This is a genomic window from Sphingomonas oleivorans, assembly GCF_003050615.1.
Lineage (GTDB): Bacteria > Pseudomonadota > Alphaproteobacteria > Sphingomonadales > Sphingomonadaceae > Sphingomonas_H > Sphingomonas_H oleivorans.
In genome coordinates this window covers 417,236-436,430 of the sequence record NZ_NWBU01000010.1, presented here as the reverse complement: position 1 = coordinate 436,430, position 19,195 = coordinate 417,236, and the positions used below count along the sequence as shown (strand labels likewise).

Genomic DNA, 19,195 nt, shown 5'->3' with positions numbered 1-19,195 from the left:
TGTCTCTAGCGACACCAGCCTCCTGTGGGGCTAAAAGCCTCCGACGACATATGCGGATAGAATAAGGCAAGTATCATGGTCACCGAACGGACGGGTGCGGACATATTGATCGAGACGCTGGCCGATCTCGGCGTCGAGGTCGTGTTCGGCTATCCGGGCGGCGCGGTGCTGCCCATTTACGACGCGCTGTTCCGCCAGAAGAAGATTCGCCACATCCTCGTCCGCCAGGAAGGGGGGGCCGCGCACGCGGCGGAGGGCTATGCCCGTTCCACCGGCAAGCCCGGCGTCGTCCTCGTCACCTCAGGCCCCGGCGCCACCAATGCCGTCACCGGCATTGCCGATGCGCTGATGGATTCGATCCCGATGGTCGTCATCACCGGCCAGGTGCCGACCGCGTTGATCGGATCGGATGCCTTTCAGGAAGCCGACACAATCGGCATCACGCGTCACTGCACCAAGCATAATTATCTGGTGAAGGATCCGGCGAAGCTCGCCGACATCGTCCATGAGGCCTTCCATATCGCCACGTCGGGCCGCCCCGGCCCGGTGCTGATCGATCTGCCCAAGGACGTCCAGGTCGCGACCGCCACCTATCGCAAGCCGGCCGCCTCCGGCGCACCGCGCCAGCACAAAAGCTATCGCCCGCAGGTCAAGCCCGATGCGGCGCTGATCGAGGCGGCGGTCGAGATGATCGCGGCGGCCGAACGCCCGATCCTCTATACGGGCGGCGGCATCATCAATTCGGGCCCGGGCGCCAGCCAGATGCTGCGCGAGCTCGCCCGCATCACGGGCGCGCCCGTCACCTCCACGCTGATGGGCCTGGGCGCTTTCCCTGCCTCCTCGGGCCAGTGGCTCGGCATGCTCGGCATGCACGGCACCTATGAAGCGAATATGGCGATGAACCGCGCCGACCTGATCGTGGCGCTCGGCGCGCGCTTCGACGATCGCGTCACCGGCCGGCTCGATGCCTTCAGCCCGAAATCGAAGAAGATCCACATCGATATCGATCGGTCCTCGCTCAACAAGACGGTCCGGGTCGATCTGCCCATCGTCGGCGATGTCGGCCGCGCGATGGAAGATATCATCAAGCTGTGGAAGGGCCGCGCTCATGCGCCCGCCAATCTCCAGCCCTGGTTCGCCCAGATCGATGAATGGCGCGCGAAAAAATCGCTCTCCTTCCCCGAATCGCGCGAGGAGATCATGCCGCAGCACGCGATCCGGCGGCTGTACGAGGCGACCCATGCGAGAAAGCCGATCATCAGCACCGAGGTCGGCCAGCATCAGATGTGGGCCGCCCAGCATTTCGATTTCGAGCAGCCGAACAAATGGCTGACGTCGGGCGGCCTCGGCACGATGGGCTATGGCCTGCCCGCCGCGATCGGCGCGCAGATCGGCAATCCCGATGCGCTGGTGATCGATATCGCTGGCGAGGCGTCGATCCTGATGAACATCCAGGAAATGTCGACCGCGACCCAATATCGCCTGCCGGTCAAGGTGTTCATCCTCAACAATGAATATATGGGCATGGTCCGCCAGTGGCAGGACCTCACTTATTCGGGCCGCCATTCGGAAAGCTATAGCGAGGCGCTGCCCGATTTTGTGAAGCTCGCCGAAGCCTATGGGTGGAAGGGGCTGCGCATCGAGAATGTCGATGCGCTCGACGACGGCATATCCGAGATGCTGGCCTATGACGGGCCGGTAATGGTCGATTGCCGCGTGGCCAAGCTCGCCAACTGCTTCCCGATGATCCCATCGGGGGCCGCCCATACCGAGATGATCCTCCAGGCCAACGAAGTCTCCGGCGAGATGGACGACGAGGCCAAAGCGCTGGTCTGATCCTTCGATTATCGTTCAACTACGCTCTGCCGAGCCTGCCGAAGGGCGTTTCCGCCCGCTTCGACCGGCCCGGCCCCGAGCGCGAAAGATTAAGGCATGCACATCAAGACCGAAGCCATCGAGCGCCACACGCTCGCCGTCACCGTCGAGAACGAGCCAGGCATCCTCGCCCGGATCGCCGGCATGTTCTCGGCGCGCGGCTATAATATCGAAAGCCTGACGGTGGCGGACGTGACGGAGGATGCGTCGATCAGCCGCATCACCATCGTCACCAAGGGCCCACCCGCCGTGATCGAGCAGGTGGTGGCGCAGCTCGACCGGCTCGTCCCCGTCCACAAGGTCATCGACCTGACGGAGCTCGGCCCCCATGTCGAGCGCGAGCTGGCGCTGGTGAAGGTCGCGGGCGCGGGCGATCATCGCATCGAGGCCCTGCGCCTGGCCGAGGTCTATCGCGCCCGCGTGGTCGATGCGACCATCTCCAGCTTCGTCTTCGAAGTGACCGGCGGTACCGAGAAGATCGACAAATTCCTCGAGCTGATGCGCGAGGTCGGCCTGGTCGAGGTGGCGCGCACGGGCGTCGCCGCCATCGCACGCGGCAGGCAAGTGATCTGAACCAAGCAGGTGGCTGCCCCTCGACAGGCAAAGCGAACGGGCGTTCCCACCATCACTCATCATTCAGGCTGAGCCCGTCGAAGCCAGCCATATAGTCAGGGACCAAATGAAATGCGGGTTTATTACGATCGCGATGCGGATATCGGCCTGATCAAGACCAAGAAGGTCGCGATCGTCGGCTATGGCAGCCAGGGCCATGCCCATGCGCAGAATCTGCGCGACAGCGGCGTGTCCGAAGTGGCGATCGCGCTGCGCCCCGGCTCGCCCACCGCGAAGAAGGCCGAGGAGGCCGGCTTCAAGGTGCTCTCCAACGCCGAAGCCGCCGCCTGGGCCGATATCGTCATGATCCTCGCGCCCGACGAGCATCAGGCCGCGATCTACGAAAATGATCTGCGCGACAATCTGAAGCCCGGCGCGGCGCTTGCCTTCGCCCATGGCCTCAATGTCCATTTCGGCCTGATCGAGCCGCGTCCCGATCTCGACGTGTTCATGATCGCGCCCAAGGGCCCGGGCCATACGGTGCGCGGCGAATATGTGAAGGGCGGCGGCGTCCCCTGCCTGATCGCGATCGCGCAGGATGCGTCGGGCAATGCGCATGACGTTGCCCTCTCCTACGCCTCGGCGGTCGGCGGCGGCCGTTCGGGCGTGATCGAAACGACCTTCAAGGAAGAGTGCGAGACCGACCTGTTCGGCGAGCAGGCGGTGCTCTGCGGCGGCCTCACCCATCTCATCCAGGCGGGTTTCGAAACGCTGGTCGAGGCCGGCTATGCGCCCGAAATGGCCTATTTCGAATGCCTCCACGAAGTGAAGCTGATCGTCGACCTGATGTATGAGGGCGGCATCGCCAACATGCGCTATTCGATCTCGAACACCGCCGAATATGGCGACATCCACACCGGCCCGCGCGTCATCACCGCCGAGACCAAGGCCGAGATGAAGCGCGTGCTGGAGGACATCCAGGCCGGCCGCTTCGTCAAGCGCTTCATCCTCGACAACCGCGCCGGCCAGCCCGAGCTCAAGGCCAGCCGCAAGCTCGCCGCCGAGCATCCGATCGAGAAGGTCGGCGCGGAACTGCGCGCGATGATGCCCTGGATCGCCAAGAACAAGCTGGTCGACAAGGCGAAGAATTGACACCGTTACGGAAACGCACCGTTTCCTGAACGGGGTTTGACAGGAAGGATAGGCGGGCCCAGCTTCCGCCTGTCCTTCTTTCCCCCGGAGCCTGCCATGCGCAACCTGCTGATTGCCGCCGCCCTTGCGACCACCGCCGTCGCCATTCCCGTCATCGCCCAGAATATGCCGACGGAAGCGCCCGGCAAGGCCGATCCGGCGCTGGTGAAGGCAGGCACCTACAGCATCGATCCGAGCCATGCGCAGATCGGCTTCACCGTCCGCCATTTCGGCTTCAATGATTATTTCGGCCTGTTCGGCAGCCCGAAGGGCACGCTGACGCTCGATCCTGCCAATCCCGCCAAGGCTGCCGTCTCGGTGGAAATCCCGCTGAGCGCCATCGCCACCAGCAGCGAGGGGCTGACCACGCATCTCAAGAAGCCCGAATTTTTCGATGTCGAGAAATTCCCGACCGCGACCTTCAAGTCGACCAGCGTCGCCGTCTCCGGCACCAGCGCGAAGATCGCCGGCACTCTGACGATCAAGGGCGTCACCAAGCCCGTCACGCTCGACGCGCAGTTCGTCGGCGCGGGAACCAACCCCTTCAACAAGAAGGACACGATCGGCTTCAGCGCCACCACCAAGCTGAAGCGCAGCGATTTCGGCGTCAGCTATGGCATACCGCTGGTCACCGACGAGGTGGATCTGAAGATCAGCGTCGCCTTCGAAAAACAGGCCTGACGCCTGGAACTGGTGGGCCTATCATCTGCATAAGACAGGGCCCACCCCTCGCTCGATTTGAAAATCGGTTCAAACGGCTGGACTTCCGCCGGCATATGGCGTTATGGGCGGTGCCATGCAGTCGCACCGCGGCCTTCTCCTGCTTCGACTTACGCGCCCTTAGGCGCGCGATGTCGGCTGGGCCCATTTCGGGGCATTTGAGACACGGCGCCTAAGGGGTTAGCGACCACCCGAACAGGCAAATCCCGCGAAACGGAGCGGAAACCGTGACCGATACTATCCTGATCTTCGACACTACCCTGCGCGATGGCGAGCAGTCTCCCGGCTGCTCGATGAACCTCGAGGAGAAGCTGCAGGTCGCAGCCCAGCTCGAAACGCTCGGCGTCGACATCATCGAGGCCGGATTCGCCATCGCCAGCCCCGGCGATTTCGAGGCGGTGAGCGAGGTCGCCCGCCAGGCGAAGCGCGCCACCATCGCCAGCCTCGCCCGCGCCGCCGCGCCGGATATCGAGCGCGCCTGGGAAGCCGTGCGCCATGCGGTGGCGCCGCGCATCCATACCTTCATCGCCACCTCGCCGCTCCATATGCGCGTCAAGCTCAACAAGACGCCGGAAGAGGTGCTGGAGGCGATCGAGCGTTCGGTCGGCCTCGCGCGCAATCTCTGCCCCGATGTCGAATGGTCGGCGGAAGACGCCACCCGCTCGGAGCCCGATTTCCTCGCCCGCGCGATCGAAACCGCGATCCGCGCCGGCGCGCGCACGATCAACCTACCCGATACTGTCGGCTATGCCACGCCCGAAACCTATGGCGCGATGTTCCGCGACATGATTTCGCGCGTGCCCAATGCGGATCAGGCGATCTTCTCCACCCATTGCCACAATGATCTGGGCCTCGCCGTCGCCAACACCCTGTCCGCGGTGATGGCGGGCGCGCGCCAGGTCGAATCGACGATCAACGGCATCGGCGAGCGCGCCGGCAATGCCGCGGTCGAGGAAATCGCCATGGCGCTCAAGGTCCGCCATGATGTGATGCCCGTGCGCACCAACATCGTCTCGACCGAGATCACCCGCGCCTCGCGCCTCGTCTCGGCCGTCACCGGCTTCCAGGTGCAGCCCAACAAGGCGATCGTCGGCGCCAACGCCTTCGCGCATGAAAGCGGCATCCATCAGGACGGCATGCTCAAGGATGCCTCCACCTACGAGATCATGACGCCCGAGAGCGTCGGCGTGAACACGTCCAATCTCGTCATGGGCAAGCATTCGGGCCGCGCCGCCTTCCGCCAGAAGCTGGAGGAGCTGGGCTATGCGCTGGGCGACAATGCCTTCCAGGACGCCTTCGCCCGCTTCAAGGCGCTGGCCGACGCCAAGAAGCAGATTTTCGACGACGACATCATCGCGCTGGTCGATGACGAGGTGCTGCGCGGTCATGACCGTATCCAGGTCAGGGAAGTCGAAATCTATTGCGGCTCGAACGGCCCCCAGCGCGCGATCCTGACGCTGGAGGTGGATGGCGAGGAAAAGACGGTCACGGCGCGCGGCAACGGCCCCGTGGACGCGCTGTTCAACGCCATCCGCCTGATCGTGCCGCACGATGCCTCGGTGCTCGAACGCTATGAGGTCCATGCCATCACCGGCGGCACGGACGCGCAGGCCGAGGTTTCGGTGCTCCTTTCCGAAGATGGCCGCACCGCGCGCGGCCGCGGCGCGCATCATGACACGATGGTCGCCTCCGCGCGCGCCTATGTGAACGCGCTCAACAAGCTGCTGGTGAAGCGCGGCCGCGCGCCCGTCGCGGCGGCGGGCTGAATCCTGCCCCTCTCCCCTCCGGGGGAGAGGGAGGAACGCCGGCTCTCGCACCTGCCTGCACGATGAACGGGGGCCTCACAGCCGGTTCAGACGGGGGGAAACATCTTGCGCATCCCGCTAGCAGAAGGATGAAGCGAGATGCGTACCCTGTTCTCCGCCATTCTTGCCGCCGCCGCCATTGCCGGCGCGGCCGTTCCCCTCGCCGCGCCCGCTGAGGCGCATGACCGTTATGAGGATTATCGCTATCGCGACTGGCAGCGCGATCGCGATCATGACCGGCGCTATTATGCCCGCCACGGCCATCGCGACTGGGATCGATGGGATCGCTGGGAACGTCGCCATGCCTGGGAGCGCCACCGCGCCTATCTCCATGATCGCGACCGCTATTATCGCCAGCGCTATTATCATTATGGCTATTAAGGCTTGATCAGGGCCCGGGCGGAACCATCCACTTCTGCCCGGCCAGCTTTGCGCATCAGAGCGAGTGAAGCGGTTCAGGATTATGCCCGCTGGCATCCGCCGTCGCATAGAAGGCACGCAGCATAGCGCGCTCCGCTTCACTCAGATGGGGATTCCACACGTCGAGGATCAGCACGGCGCGGATCTCGTCGCTGTCGTTCCATGCCTCATGCTCGATCGTATCGTCGAAGGCGAAAGCCTCGCCCATCCGCCATTGCCGCGTTTCCCCGCCAACGCGGAAGCCGCATCCCTCGGGTACGATCAGCGGCAGATGAATCACCGCTCGGATGTTGGTGACACCAGTATGTGGCGGAATGCGCGTTCTCGGCCGCAGCACGGAGAAGAAGGCGTTGGGCGCGCGCCCGGGAAGCAGACTTCGTGGAACAGCATCCAGCGCGGTAGCAGTCTCCGGACAACGCGCGCAGGCCTCTTCGATGCGTAAGCCGAACTGCCAGAGATGAAAAGCGCTCCATTTGGTAGAATGGTCGAGTTCACTCCATTTGTTGGGTGCGATGCCAGGCTGCTGGGCGACATAGGGTGCGAAACCCTTCTCGCCCGTCATGAGCAAATGTTCCAGCTCGGCCCGGATCCGATCGGTCGCCGCTTCCAGTGAGCCAAGCCAAGGGAAATGGCGCCGCTCGAAAAATTCGTCGGCCGGCAGGAAAGGGAAATGCAGACCGGCGCACTGATTGAGGAAGATGGAGCGCCGCCCGAGCAGATGATCGATACAGGCGTCGAACCGGCGGAGTTCGGCTCCATCCAGCTCCCGGCGCGCCTCGGTCAGCCCGACCTTGATCGTCGTGGCGAAGAGTCGCCCTCGCGTCTCGACGAAATTCCTTGCCCGCGCCAGCAACGCTTCCAATGGCGCGGTAATCTGGCCCAGCGAAGGTGCCATCGCCAGCGCCGCCTGCCACATCTGCGTCGCCTGCGCATCTTCGGAGAGCCGCTCGTGCAGTTCCGCCTTCCGCACGAGCGCCATGAACATATAGGGATCGAGTTTCAGCGCGCGCTCCAAGCTCGCCCGCTCGGCCTCGTCGTCACCCAGCGCACGCTGCGCCTTGGCAAGGTTCAGCCACAGTGCCGGGGCGGAAGGATCGGCTTCTGCGGCACGCGCCGTCAGCACCACCGCCCGCGCCACATCTCCGGCGCCCAGCGCCAATATTCCCAGCGAATTGAGTGCCTGCGGCTGTTCCGGCGCGATCTCCAACACCGCCTCATAATGGCGGGTCGCAACAGTCAGCTGGCCAGCGCGCTGCGCCGCCCCTGCGGCAGCAAGCAGCCGCACGACTTCCCCATCCATTCCCTTGTCGCCCCCACGATCTGACAAGGCGATGCTGCCGCACTTCCCATGTATCTGTAAATATGATCAGGTCATATAACTGTAAGAAATTACCTATCCACTCATCGCTGATCCATCGGCACGAGCGCGACTCGAACGCCGCCGCCCGCCGGATCGGCCAGCCCCAGAACCTCCACCTCTGCCCGCGCCCTGCGCCGCAGCTCGGCCAGCTTGCGCGCCGTCTCCCGGTCGTCCTGCGTGGCGAAGAGGATCGCCGCCTCATATTTCTGGTCGGCCGATACGCCCGCAGGCAAGGGATGAAGCGTCGTGATCTTGCGCACCGCCCGCATCGCGGCGGCATCCAGATCCCGCGCGCCGGACGATTTGCGGATCGCCACCTCACTCGGCCGGCCATCGGGACCGCCCAGGAAGGACACATGGACAATGCCCTCGCTATAGGGCGCACCACCCAGTGGCCTGGGATAGGAGAGATGCCGATCCAGATCCTCTTCCACCCGCTCTATCCAGTTGGCCAGGTCGGGCTCCACGAGCTCCGCCGACGTGCCGGGCGGCTGCGCTGTCGATGGCGCGAATAAAAACAACCATGCCGCAGCAAGTGGCACCGCCAATCCCGATTTCCCTGGCATGATCCAAACTCCCGTCACCGAAGCCTGACGGGTCGACAGCCAAAGCGGGCCCTGGATTGTCCCGACCGCTTATCCATTTGGGCGACGAACATCAGGCTGCCGATGCCGTCGCGCGCCTTCTAATTTTCCCGGAACGAAGCGACCATAACATATATGGCCATCGCGCGGACGCTATTCTCGGCCATGATGGCGAGACGAGGTTCAGGAACTTACAGCAAGCTGTCCCACATAAAGCCCTGTCACTAAGAGCGCCCGGAGATCATGAAGATCTCAGGGCGCCTGGCATTTCAACAATATTGCTTCTGATGACCGGGGCACTTGCCCCCGCCGCCGTTCAAAGACGAGCGTCGGTGATGATGCCGGCGCTCAGCGCCATGGCGACGAGATGCGTCCGATTCTTGGCCCGCAATTTGAGTCTCGCCTGATCGATATGCTTCTCGACCGTACGTGGGGCAATTTCGAGGCTGATCGCGGCCTCCTTGGCCGACATGCCCGAAGCAACAAGGTTGATGATCGACCTTTCGCGTGGAGTCAGAACCGGATCTGGAAGAGAGCTAGCAGTCAATTTCCTACACCCCTCTATTGTCGGAAGCTGCTGCCGGCCGCGGCTTCCTGCCATGGTTTTTTGCCTTATCCCCCCCTGGGTGCTGGCAGAGCCATCTATTACATGTCCAATTATTCGGTTCAAGCGAACTTATTGAAAAGTGAAGGAAAGAGATCGGTACAAACCAGGCCCAAACCGCCCCCTCAAAATAATATCCCGTGAAAAGCCGAGCTATTTCCGCCGATCGGGCTAAAACCATGCAGAAATACCTAAGTAATATTACGCCTTAGATCGTAATATTTTGTAACATATCGAGAAGGCAAACTTCCATCGGCAGGCGCATCGCCACATCCGTGGACAGCCATCGCTGATAAGCGCCCATCCGGCCGGTTTCTGACCTTCCATTTAACGGAACAGGCGACGAATGTCCCGAACATTCCACCCGACTTGCGCCGCATCCCCGATTCACGAAATAGCAAGCCCGGCGACCGCCCCTATTTCCGCCCGAACAGCTTTTCGATGTCGCCATGGCCGAGCTTCACCCAGGTCGGGCGGCCATGGTTGCACTGGCCGCTATGCGGCGTCACTTCCATCTCGCGCAGCAGCGCATTCATCTCCGCGACCGAAAGGATGCGGCCCGCGCGGACCGAGCCATGGCAGGCCATGGTCGCCGCGACATGATCCAGCCGCTCCTTGAGCGACAAGGCCTGGTCGTAGGCGGCGAGCTCGTCGGCCAGGTCCGTCACCAGCCCCCTGGCATCGCCCTGCCCCAACAGCGCCGGGGTCGCGCGCACCAGCATCGCCTTGGGCCCGAAGCGCTCCAGCTCGAGCCCCATCTCGGCCAGCTCGGCGATGCGCGCCTCCAGCCGGTCGCAGGCCGGCTCGTCCAGCTCCACCACCTCGGGCAGCAGCAATGCCTGCCGTGCGACGCCGCCATCGGCCATGGCGCGCCGCATCCGTTCCAGCACCAGCCTTTCATGCGCCGCATGCTGATCGACCAGCACCAGCCCATCCTCGGCCTCCGCGACGATATAGGTCGCCGCCACCTGCCCGCGCGCCACGCCGAGCGGATGGCGGGTCGAAACGGGCACGGGGGCCGCCGCCGGCTCGGCCCGCGCCATGGGCGGCGGCGCATAAGCGGGGCGCTGATCCCACACGCTTTGCTGCACGCTTTGACGGACGGGCGCCGCGACCGCGCCTCCACCCCCGCTATAGGTCATGGCCGGCTGCTCGATCGGCTCGCTCCGCCAATTGCCGAGCGAGCCGACCGCTACATTCTGCACCGATCGATGCCCCGCCCCGTCGAGCGCCGCGCGCAGGCCGCCCACGATCAGCCCACGCACCAGCCCCGGATCGCGGAAACGCACCTCCGTCTTGGCGGGATGGACATTGACGTCGAGCTGATCGCCCGGAAGCTCGATGAACAGCGCCACCACCGGATGCCGGTCCCGCGCCAGCAGGTCCTGATAGGCGCCCCGAAGCGCACCGATCAGCAGCCGGTCCTTCACCGGCCGGCCATTGACGAACAGATATTGATGGTCCGCCACGCCGCGGTTGAAGGTGGGCAGCCCCGCCACGCCGCCGAGCCGGACATCCTCGCGGCTATAGTCCAGCGCCACGCTATTCTCGGCGAGCGCCCGGTCGGTCAGCGCCGCCACCCGTTCGGCACGCGTCTCGCCCGGCTGCACGGCGAGCGCGCGGCGCCCCTCATGCTCCAGCGTGAAGCCGATCTCCGGCCGGGCCATGGCGAGCCGCCGCACCACATCCAGGCAGGCGGCATATTCCACCCGCCCGGATCGCAAGAATTTGGCGCGCGCCGGAACCTTGCCGAACAGCGCCTCCATCCGGATGCGCGTGCCGGGGGGCAGCGCCGCCGGCCCCTCCTCCTCCAGCCGGCCATTGTCGACCGTCCGGCGCCAGCCATCCGCGCCGCGCACCCGGCTCTCGACGGTCAGCCGCGCGACACTCGCGATCGAGGGCAGCGCTTCACCGCGAAAACCGAGCGTCTGGACGGCCTCGATCGCGTCGTCGGGCAGCTTGGAGGTGGCGTGCCGCTCCAGCGCGAGCGCGATTTCGGCGGGCGCCATGCCGCAGCCGTCGTCGATCACCTCAATGCCCGATATACCCCCGCCGGCAAGGCGTACCGCGATCCGTTCGGCGCCCGCATCGATCGCATTTTCAACCAGTTCCTTGAGCGCGCTGGCGGGCCTTTCGACCACTTCGCCCGCGGCGATGCGATTAACCAGATGCTCGGGCAGCCTGCGTATTGACATGCCCCCTGCTCTAGCCCAATCGGCGGCATCCCGCGACCCCGACAAGCATCTCCTTCGGCATGAGAATATGGCGCTCGGGCGCGGCGCATGTAGAGCGAGACGAGCAGGCACATGGCATTCACGCGTTGGTTCAAATTCATGTCTCACGACATGGCGATCGATCTCGGCACGGCGAACACCGTCGTCTATGTTCGCGGTCGTGGCATCGTATTGAATGAGCCGTCCGTGGTCGCGATCGAAACGATCGACGGCGTGAAGAAGGTCCGCGCGGTCGGCGAGGATGCCAAGCTGATGATGGGCAAGACGCCGCATCATATCGAGGCAATCCGCCCGATGCGCGATGGCGTTATCGCGGACATCGACGTCGCCGAGCAGATGATCAAGCATTTCATCCAGAAGGTGCACGGGCCGCGCCGCTTCGCGCGCTGGCCCGAAATCGTGATCTGTGTGCCTTCGGGTTCCACCAAGGTGGAGCGCCGCGCGATCCGCGATGCCGCCTCCAATGCGGGCGCGAGCCAGGTGTGGCTGATCGAGGAGCCGATGGCCGCCGCGATCGGCGCCGACATGCCCGTCACCGAGCCGGTCGGATCGATGGTGGTCGATATTGGCGGCGGCACGACCGAGGTCGCGGTCCTGTCGCTGCGCGGCCTGGCCTATACCACCAGCGTCCGCGTCGGCGGCGACAAGATGGACGAGGCGATCGCCTCCTATGTCCGCCGCAACCATAATCTGCTGATCGGCGAGGCGACGGCCGAGCGGATCAAGCAGGAGGTCGGCATCGCCCAGATGCCGGTGGACGGCAAGGGCCTCGTCATCCATATCAAGGGACGTGACCTCGTCAACGGCGTGCCCAAGGAGATAGCGATCACCCAGGCGCAGATCGCCGAGGCGCTGAGCGAGCCCGTCTCCGCCATCGTCGAGGGCGTGCGCATCGCGCTCGAAAATACCGCGCCGGAGCTTGCCGCCGACATTGTCGACCAGGGCATCGTCCTTACCGGCGGCGGCGCGCTCCTGTCCGGCATAGACGAGGTGCTGCGCGAGGCCACGGGCCTTCCCGTCACCGTCGCCGACGATCCGCTGACCTGCGTCGCGCTCGGCACGGGCCGGGCGCTGGAAGATCCGATCTTCCGCGGCGTGCTGCAAACGGCCTGACCGGAGGAACGCCCACGCCATGGCGCCGTCCCGACACCGGCGTCGAGGATTTTCCCGCCGGGTCCAGTACACGCTCTTCGCGGGCTATGTCGTGGCCGTTGTCGGCGTCGTCGTCGCGGCCGCACTGATCCTGATCGCGCGCTTCGATCCGCTGGCCTTCTCGGCGCTTCGTGGACTGGTTCTCGATGCCGGCGCGCCCGTCTCGGCGGCCGGGCGCAGCGTCGTGCGCGGCGGCGAGACGGTGAGCGAGGAGATCGGCGCCTATTTCAACGCCGCCGCGCAGAACCGCGCGCTGCGGCAGGAACTTGCCGTCGCCCGCCGCAAGCTCGTCGCCGCGCGCGCGGTGCAATATGAAAATGCCCGGCTGAAGCGGATCCTGCACCTGACGGACAATGGCCGGCCGCCGGTCGCGGTCGCCCGGCTGATCGGATCGGATGCGGCGGGCCATCGCCGCTTCGCGACGCTCTCGGCCGGCTCCTCCAGCGGCGTCCGCCCCGGCCTGCCGGTGCGTGGCGCCGATGGGCTGATCGGCCGCATCTTCGAAACCGGCCGCTTCGCCTCGCGCGTGCTCCTGCTCACCGACGGGGGCAGCACCGTGCCCGTCCGCGTCGCACGCAGCGGCCAGCCCGCGCTCGCCATCGGCCGGGGCGATGGCGGGCTCGACCTGCGCGCGCTGGCATCGGGGGGCCGCCCCTTCCAGAAGGGCGATCTGGTCGTCACTTCCGGCACGGGCGGCATCTATGCGCCCAATCTGCCCGTCGCCGTTGTCGTCAACGTCGATCGCGAGCTGGCCGTCGCCCGGCCGGTCGCCGATCCCGCGCGGCTCGATTTCGCGATCGTCGATCCGGTGTTCCAGATCCCCCTGCCCCCGCCCTCCGATCCGCTGCACCGGGACGCCCCATGAACCGTATCGACGATCTGTGGGACGATCGGCTGTTCGTTACACGGGCGCGGGCAGTACCGATCGTCAGCACGATCGCGGGATCGGCGACGGCGCTGCTGCCGATGGTGGCGCAGACGCCCGCGCTCCCGCCCTTCGGCCTGCTGATGCTGCTCGGCTGGCGCCTGTTGCGGCCGGAAATGTGGCAGGCCTGGGTTGCGTTGCCGCTCGGACTGGCCGACGATCTGATCGGCGGTCAGCCGCTCGGCAGCGCCATGGCACTCTGGACGTTATGCTTCCTGATGTTGGATATCGTCGATAACCGCCTCGTCTGGCGGGACTATTGGGTGGATTGGCTCGTGGCGGCGATCGCCATCATCTTCTGCATCTGGGGCGGCTGGAGCATCGCGCGCTTCACCGGCGGCGGCGGCGCGATCTTCACCATCGGGCCGCAGATCGCCATGTCGGTCTTCTGCTTTCCCGCCATCGTCCGGATCTGCGCGGCGCTCGATCATTGGCGGCTGTCGCGATGAAGATTGTCCCGATGAAGCGTCCGAGCCGGCTGGTCACCGCCCAATCGCAGGCATTCAGCTTCACCCGCAGGGCATTTGTGCTCGGTGCCGCGCAGGGCGCCGTCGCCACGCTGCTGGCCGGGCGCATGGCCTGGCTCTCAATTGCGGAAAATGAGCGCTACCAGATGCTGTCCGAAAGCAATCGGGTGCAGCTCACGCTCGTTCCGCCCCGGCGCGGCTGGATCGTCGATCGCCATGGCAAGCCGATCGCGATCAACCGCACCAGCTTCCGCGTCGATCTGATCCCCGATCGGCTGCGCGATCCGGACCGGATCATCGCCGAGCTGCGCCAGCTCCTCGCGCTCACCGCCGAAGATGTCGAGCGCATCCGCGAGGGCTTGGCGAAGGCCGCCGGCTATCAGCCCGTGCCGGTGCTCGAAAATATGGATTATGAACGGTTCGCGGCGGTCAGCGTCCGTCAGGCCGAGCTGCCCGGCGTGGCGCCGGCGAGCGGCAATGCCCGCTATTATCCCGCCGGTTCCGCCGTCGGCCATCTGGTCGGCTATGTCGGCCCCGCATCGGCCGCCGATTATGAAAAGACGCGCGATCCGCTGTTCATCACGCCTGGCTTCAAGGTCGGCAAGGAAGGCCTCGAAAAGACGATGGAGCCCTGGCTCAGGGGCACCGCCGGCGCCAAGCGCACCGAGGTGACCGCACGGGGCCGGTTGGTGCGCGAGCTCACCACCCGGCCCGAGGTAGTCGGCAATACGCTCCAGCTCACCATCGATGCGGGGCTGCAGGAATATGCCGCCCGCCGCCTCGGCGACAATAGCGGCTCAGTGGTGGTGATCGATACCGAAACGGGCGGCATCCTCACAATGGCCTCGATGCCGGCCTATGATCCCAACAGCTTCTCGGACGGGATCAGCCATTCCGAATGGCAGATGCTGTCGGGAAATGATCATATCCCCTTGATGAACAAGGTGATGCAGGGTCTTTATCCGCCCGGCTCGACGGTCAAGCCCGCGACCGCGCTCGCCGTGCTGGAAGCCGGCATCGATCCTGCCGAGACCGTGCTGTGCACCGGCAGCTACCGGCTCGGAACGGGCCTGTTCCACTGTCACAAGCGCGGCGGGCACGGCCATCTGAACCTCAACGGCGCGATCGCCCAGAGCTGCGACATATATTTCTACACGATGGGCCGGCGCATCGGCATCGATCGCATCGCCGCGGTCGCGCGCAAGCTCGGCCTCGGCTCCTCCTTCCCCCTGCCCGTCCCGTCGCAACGTTATGGCACGGTGCCGGATACGGAATGGAAGCAACGGAAATATAAGGCGGACTGGACGGTCGCCGACACGCTCAACGCGACGATCGGCCAGGGCTATATGCTCGCCAATCCGCTCCAGCTCGCGGTGATGGCGGCGCGTATCGCCAGCGGCCGGGCACTGTCCCCCCGGCTCATCGCCAACCGCCGCTATCCGCCGCAGGGCGACCCGCTCGATATCGATCCCGAGCATCTGGCGATGATCCGCCAGGCGATGAGCGACGTCGTCAATGGCGCCGGCACCGCCGGACGCAGCCGCCTGCCGGTCGAAGGCGTGCTGATGGCGGGCAAGACGGGCACCGCGCAGGTCCGCCGCATCACCCGCGCCGAACGCGCGCGGGGCGGCAAGTTCGGCGGCATGGGCGTGCCCTGGAAATATCGCGACCATGCGCTGTTCATCTGCTTCGCGCCGGTCGAAAATCCGCGTTATGCCGCCGCCGTGGTGATCGAACATGGCATTTCGGGCTCGGGCACCGCCGGGCCGATCGCACGCGACGTGCTCACCTATCTCTACGACCCCGCCAAGGCGATGGCGACGCTCGCCGCGCTGGAGGAGGAATGGGGCGGCGATATCGCCACGCGCATGCGCGTCGAGGCCGATCGCTGGCGCGCGGAAAGGAGCGCGCCGCCGCCCCCCGCCCCCGTCGAGGCGTCGGCACCCGCCGACAAGTCCGCATCCCCCACACCCGCGCCTGGCGCCGATAGCGAGCCCCGCGAATGAGCCGCCATACCTCCCTCGTGCCCGCGCCGCTCGCCCAGATTCCCTGGCGGGTGATCCTGCTCGTCTCGGCGATCAGCGGCTTCGGCCTCGTCGTGCTCTATTCGGCGGCGGGCGGCAGCCTGAAGCCCTGGGCCTGGTCGCAGGGAATAAGGTTCGTCTTCTTCCTCGGCATCGCCCTCCTGATATCGCGCGTGCGGGAGGATCAGCTCAAGGCCGTCTCCTTTCCGCTCTATGCGATATTGATCGTGCTGCTGATCGCGGTGGAGATGTTCGGCTTCGTCGGCGGCGGCAGCCGGCGCTGGCTCGATCTCGGCTTCATCCGGCTCCAGCCGTCCGAATTCATGAAGCTCGCCATCATCCTCGTCCTCGCCCGCTTCTACGACATGCTGCCCGCCGGCGAGATCCGCCGCTGGAGCGCGATCTGGCCGGCCGCGATCCTGATCGGCCTGCCCTTCATGCTGGTGATGACCCAACCCGATCTCGGCACCTCGCTGATGATCGTCGCAGGCGGCATGACGGTGATGTTCCTGGCGGGCCTGCCGCTTCGCCTGTTCATCGGCGGGGCCGCGGCGCTGGGCGCGGCCCTGCCGATCGCGCTCAGCATGATGCACGAATATCAGCGCAACCGGGTCGAGATATTCCTCAATCCGGAAAGCGACCCGCTCGGCACCGGCTATCATATCATCCAGTCCAAGATCGCGATCGGATCGGGCGGCATTTTCGGCAAGGGCTTCCTACGCGGCACGCAGAGCCATCTCGACTATCTGCCCGAAGGCCATACCGATTTCGTCTTCGCGACGATGGCGGAGGAATGGGGTCTGGTCGGCGGCGTGGGGCTGATCATCGCCTTCTTCCTCGTCGTGCGCTGGGGCATGCAGGTGGCGAATTGCTCGCGGACGCGCTTCGGCCGCCTTGCCGCGGCGGGGCTTACCACCACCATCTTCTTCTATGTCGCGATCAATCTGATGATGGTGATGGGGCTGGCGCCGGTCGTCGGCATCCCGCTTCCCCTGGTTTCCTTCGGCGGGTCGGCGATGATGACGGTCCTTTTCTGCCTCGGCATGCTGATGGCGCTGGACCGCGCAGCGAAGGAGCGGAAATAAAATTTTCAAATGGCTGTTTACATCGGCCGCGAGCCGGGGTAACCGGCGCCCCTCGCTTCGGAACGCCACCATCAAGGCGCTTCGGAAAGGGATGTGGACGCATAGCTCAGTTGGTAGAGCAGCTGACTCTTAATCAGCGGGTCCTAGGTTCGAGCCCTAGTGCGTCCACCATTTTCTCTATATATTTCAACGTGTTGTAAGGCCTCATTAAAGGCCTCCGATTGACCGATTGAGCTCTAGGTAGCTCTCTAGGTAGCAGGTCAGCCGAATCCGAAATTTTTCCGTCATCCGCAAAATTTCTGCGCATAGGCCTCGATCCGCGCCTCCCTCAATTCGCCCTGCGCCTGCCTGACAATTTGCCAACCGCCGCCGATACCCAACAGGGCCATCACAAGAGCGACCAAAAGATCGGGGATACCGTTCTCTGTCCAGAACCCCGCTACTCCGGCTCCGATCACCAACAGATTGTTGATCGCGTCGTTGCGCGAGCAGATCCAGACAGAGCGCATGTTCGCGTCGCCCGTTCGATAGCGAAATAGCATCAGGGCAACCGCGACATTGACCAACAGCGCGATGGCCCCAACCATGCCCATTGCCACCGGATCGGGTGTGGAACCGTGGATCAGTCCCCAAACTGCCCAAGCCAGCACGCCCAGGCCAAAGGCAAGGATAGTCAAGCCCTTGAGCAAGGCGGTTCGTGCGCGCCAGGCAAGAGCCATGCCCGCAACACCCAAGCTGATCGCGTAGTTGGCCGCATCCCCGAGAAAATCGAGGGCATCGGCTTGGAGTGAACGCGAGTGTGCCGCGATGCCGGCGATGCTCTCGATGAGAAACATCGCCACGTTGAGGCCTAACGCGATCCATAGCACGTTGCGCCAGCGGGGATTGTTGAGCGTACCCCTGTTCCCGCAAGCGCGGGCACAGCATTCGTCGGCCATCCGGGTTGCTCCTTGGAAATTCCGAGTCGCCCATCTATATGCACCCTGTAGCGACTACAGGGTCAAGTCATGAAGATCGGTGAACTGGCCGTTGCCACCGGGACCAAGGTCGAGACTGTCCGCTTCTACGAGAAATCCGGCCTTCTTCCGCCGGCTGGGCGCACGAGCGGTAACTATCGCAGCTATGGCGATGACCATCTACGGCGGCTGTCCTTCATCCGCCGGGCTCGCGATCTTGGCTTTTCACTCGACGATGTCCGCGAGCTTCTCACCCTCGCAGATGACCGGGACAAATCTTGCGGCGCGGTAGATACAATCGCTAGCGGGCATCTTGCCGCTGTCGAACGGAAGATCGTGGACCTCACCCTGATGCGCGACGAACTGCGTCGCATAATCGGCAGTTGCCGACAGGGGACGGTCGGCGACTGCAAGATCATCGAGACGCTTGGGCCTCAGATTTCATAGCGGGAATGGCAGGGCCTGCCCAAGGAATTGACAGTAGCCCATTGCAAGCCGAAAGAAGTCACGTGAAGCGCTGGTTCTCTCTGCTGATGCTCGTTGGAGCACTGCTTGGCCTAATGGGCCAGGAAGCGGCGTTCGCGCATGTCATGCCGGTCGAGAAGGCCGAGCAAGTGGTTGCCGTCGCACAGATGAGCCCCGAATGCGCGGAGATGATGGGGCTCGCGAAGCAGAAGCCACAGTCCGGGAAGCCCTGTGAGGGCATGACGCCTGACTGCATCACCAAGATGGGGTGCGCCGTACCGGTGGCGCTGTTGCCGCCCCTGGCATCCGACTCAGCACCGGAATTTCGTGCCATGATCCCGGGACTCGCCCCGGCAGCGCCTTTGATCGGACGCAATTTCGGCCCCGAGCCTGAACCACCCGCCCGCCTTGGCTGAACCCAAGTAGCGCGCAGCGGACCCAGATGTCCGTCTTGCGCCTCAATTCAGTTCAACCAAGGAATTTCACATGAAGACGATTCTTACGCTCGCCGCCTTTGCGGCGGCACTCGCTACCGCATCCGTTGCTTCGGCGCATGAAAATGCCTCGGGCCATTGGGAGTGGCGGACTCAGCCCACGTTCGGGCCAAAGTCGACCGGCCCATCGCGCCTTCGCGTTTGGGTCAAGGGCGCAGAAACCAGCATGGCCAATTGCGACTGCGCCATGATGAAGGCCGACCATGCCAGCTGCATGATGGACATGCGCGGCAAGAGCGGTGCGCCATCGGCCGGCTAAGGCAATTGCCTGGCCGATAGCGA

Annotated in this window: 19 protein-coding genes and 1 tRNA gene; 15 read left to right on the top strand and 5 right to left on the bottom strand. The window is 64.8% G+C overall.

Annotation, left to right across the window (positions count from 1 at the left end; genetic code table 11):
* Window positions 1-75: 75 nt before the first annotated feature.
* From CLG96_RS13310 to CLG96_RS13285, 6 genes are all read left to right on the top strand, one after another.
* Window positions 76-1,836, top strand: a complete 1,761-nt coding sequence (locus CLG96_RS13310; RefSeq protein ID WP_107968447.1) for an acetolactate synthase 3 large subunit — start codon at window positions 76-78, stop codon at window positions 1,834-1,836.
* Window positions 1,837-1,932: 96 nt separating this feature from the next.
* Entirely contained in the window at window positions 1,933-2,448 is a 516-nt protein-coding gene (gene ilvN, locus CLG96_RS13305; protein WP_107968446.1) for an acetolactate synthase small subunit, read from the top strand.
* A gap of 111 nt (window positions 2,449-2,559) precedes the next feature.
* A complete protein-coding gene (ilvC, locus tag CLG96_RS13300; RefSeq protein WP_107968445.1) occupies window positions 2,560-3,579 on the top strand; it encodes a ketol-acid reductoisomerase in 1,020 nt (339 codons plus the stop codon).
* 96 nt (window positions 3,580-3,675) lie between these two features.
* The gene (locus tag CLG96_RS13295) at window positions 3,676-4,299 is read left to right on the top strand and encodes a YceI family protein (protein ID WP_107968444.1); all 624 of its coding nucleotides are present in this window, start codon (window positions 3,676-3,678) and stop codon (window positions 4,297-4,299) included.
* Between the two features lie 266 nt (window positions 4,300-4,565).
* On the top strand, window positions 4,566-6,104 hold the full coding sequence (locus CLG96_RS13290) for a 2-isopropylmalate synthase (RefSeq protein ID WP_107968443.1): 1,539 nt from the start codon (window positions 4,566-4,568) through the stop codon (window positions 6,102-6,104).
* 138 nt (window positions 6,105-6,242) lie between these two features.
* Window positions 6,243-6,524 (top strand): hypothetical protein, encoded by a 282-nt coding sequence (locus CLG96_RS13285; protein WP_107968442.1) that lies wholly within the window; start codon window positions 6,243-6,245, stop codon window positions 6,522-6,524.
* Between the two features lie 55 nt (window positions 6,525-6,579).
* Here CLG96_RS13285 and CLG96_RS13280 read toward each other — a convergent pair whose 3' ends face one another.
* From CLG96_RS13280 to mutL, 4 genes are all read right to left on the bottom strand, one after another.
* Window positions 6,580-7,863, bottom strand: a complete 1,284-nt coding sequence (locus CLG96_RS13280) for an aspartyl/asparaginyl beta-hydroxylase domain-containing protein (protein ID WP_107968441.1) — start codon at window positions 7,861-7,863, stop codon at window positions 6,580-6,582.
* 101 nt (window positions 7,864-7,964) lie between these two features.
* Complete coding sequence (locus CLG96_RS13275; protein WP_165799645.1) at window positions 7,965-8,390, bottom strand: energy transducer TonB family protein; 426 nt, start codon at window positions 8,388-8,390, stop codon at window positions 7,965-7,967.
* Window positions 8,391-8,823: 433 nt separating this feature from the next.
* Window positions 8,824-9,108 carry a response regulator transcription factor gene (locus CLG96_RS19330; RefSeq protein WP_107968779.1) on the bottom strand — a complete coding sequence of 95 codons (285 nt, stop codon included), beginning with the start codon at window positions 9,106-9,108 and terminating at the stop codon, window positions 8,824-8,826.
* A gap of 419 nt (window positions 9,109-9,527) precedes the next feature.
* Entirely contained in the window at window positions 9,528-11,306 is a 1,779-nt protein-coding gene (gene mutL / locus CLG96_RS13265) for a DNA mismatch repair endonuclease MutL (protein WP_107968439.1), read from the bottom strand.
* 111 nt (window positions 11,307-11,417) lie between these two features.
* Between mutL and CLG96_RS13260 the strand changes: the two genes are divergently transcribed.
* From CLG96_RS13260 to CLG96_RS13235, 6 genes are all read left to right on the top strand, one after another.
* Window positions 11,418-12,458 (top strand): rod shape-determining protein, encoded by a 1,041-nt coding sequence (locus CLG96_RS13260; RefSeq protein WP_107968438.1) that lies wholly within the window; start codon window positions 11,418-11,420, stop codon window positions 12,456-12,458.
* Window positions 12,459-12,477: 19 nt separating this feature from the next.
* On the top strand, window positions 12,478-13,362 hold the full coding sequence (mreC, locus tag CLG96_RS13255; protein WP_107968437.1) for a rod shape-determining protein MreC: 885 nt from the start codon (window positions 12,478-12,480) through the stop codon (window positions 13,360-13,362).
* Entirely contained in the window at window positions 13,359-13,871 is a 513-nt protein-coding gene (locus CLG96_RS13250; protein WP_107968436.1) for a rod shape-determining protein MreD, read from the top strand. Before mreC ends, CLG96_RS13250 begins: the two co-directional genes overlap by 4 nt.
* A gap of 11 nt (window positions 13,872-13,882) precedes the next feature.
* On the top strand, window positions 13,883-15,895 hold the full coding sequence (gene mrdA, locus CLG96_RS13245; RefSeq protein WP_107968777.1) for a penicillin-binding protein 2: 2,013 nt from the start codon (window positions 13,883-13,885) through the stop codon (window positions 15,893-15,895).
* Window positions 15,892-16,998 (top strand): rod shape-determining protein RodA, encoded by a 1,107-nt coding sequence (gene rodA / locus CLG96_RS13240; protein WP_107968435.1) that lies wholly within the window; start codon window positions 15,892-15,894, stop codon window positions 16,996-16,998. The genes mrdA and rodA overlap by 4 nt, the downstream gene beginning before the upstream one ends.
* A 95-nt stretch (window positions 16,999-17,093) precedes the next feature.
* A tRNA-Lys gene (locus CLG96_RS13235) sits at window positions 17,094-17,169 on the top strand.
* Between the two features lie 113 nt (window positions 17,170-17,282).
* Here the strand turns inward: CLG96_RS13235 and CLG96_RS13230 are convergent.
* A complete protein-coding gene (locus CLG96_RS13230; RefSeq protein WP_107968434.1) occupies window positions 17,283-17,936 on the bottom strand; it encodes a cation efflux transmembrane domain-containing protein in 654 nt (217 codons plus the stop codon).
* 69 nt (window positions 17,937-18,005) lie between these two features.
* On the opposite strand from CLG96_RS13230, the gene CLG96_RS13225 reads away from it, so the two are divergent.
* From CLG96_RS13225 to CLG96_RS13215, 3 genes are all read left to right on the top strand, one after another.
* Window positions 18,006-18,401, top strand: a complete 396-nt coding sequence (locus CLG96_RS13225) for a MerR family transcriptional regulator (protein WP_107968433.1) — start codon at window positions 18,006-18,008, stop codon at window positions 18,399-18,401.
* 62 nt (window positions 18,402-18,463) lie between these two features.
* Window positions 18,464-18,835 carry a hypothetical protein gene (locus tag CLG96_RS13220; RefSeq protein WP_243395769.1) on the top strand — a complete coding sequence of 124 codons (372 nt, stop codon included), beginning with the start codon at window positions 18,464-18,466 and terminating at the stop codon, window positions 18,833-18,835.
* A 70-nt stretch (window positions 18,836-18,905) separates the two neighbouring features.
* Window positions 18,906-19,172 carry a hypothetical protein gene (locus CLG96_RS13215; protein ID WP_107968431.1) on the top strand — a complete coding sequence of 89 codons (267 nt, stop codon included), beginning with the start codon at window positions 18,906-18,908 and terminating at the stop codon, window positions 19,170-19,172.
* The last annotated feature ends 23 nt before the right edge of the window (window positions 19,173-19,195 follow it).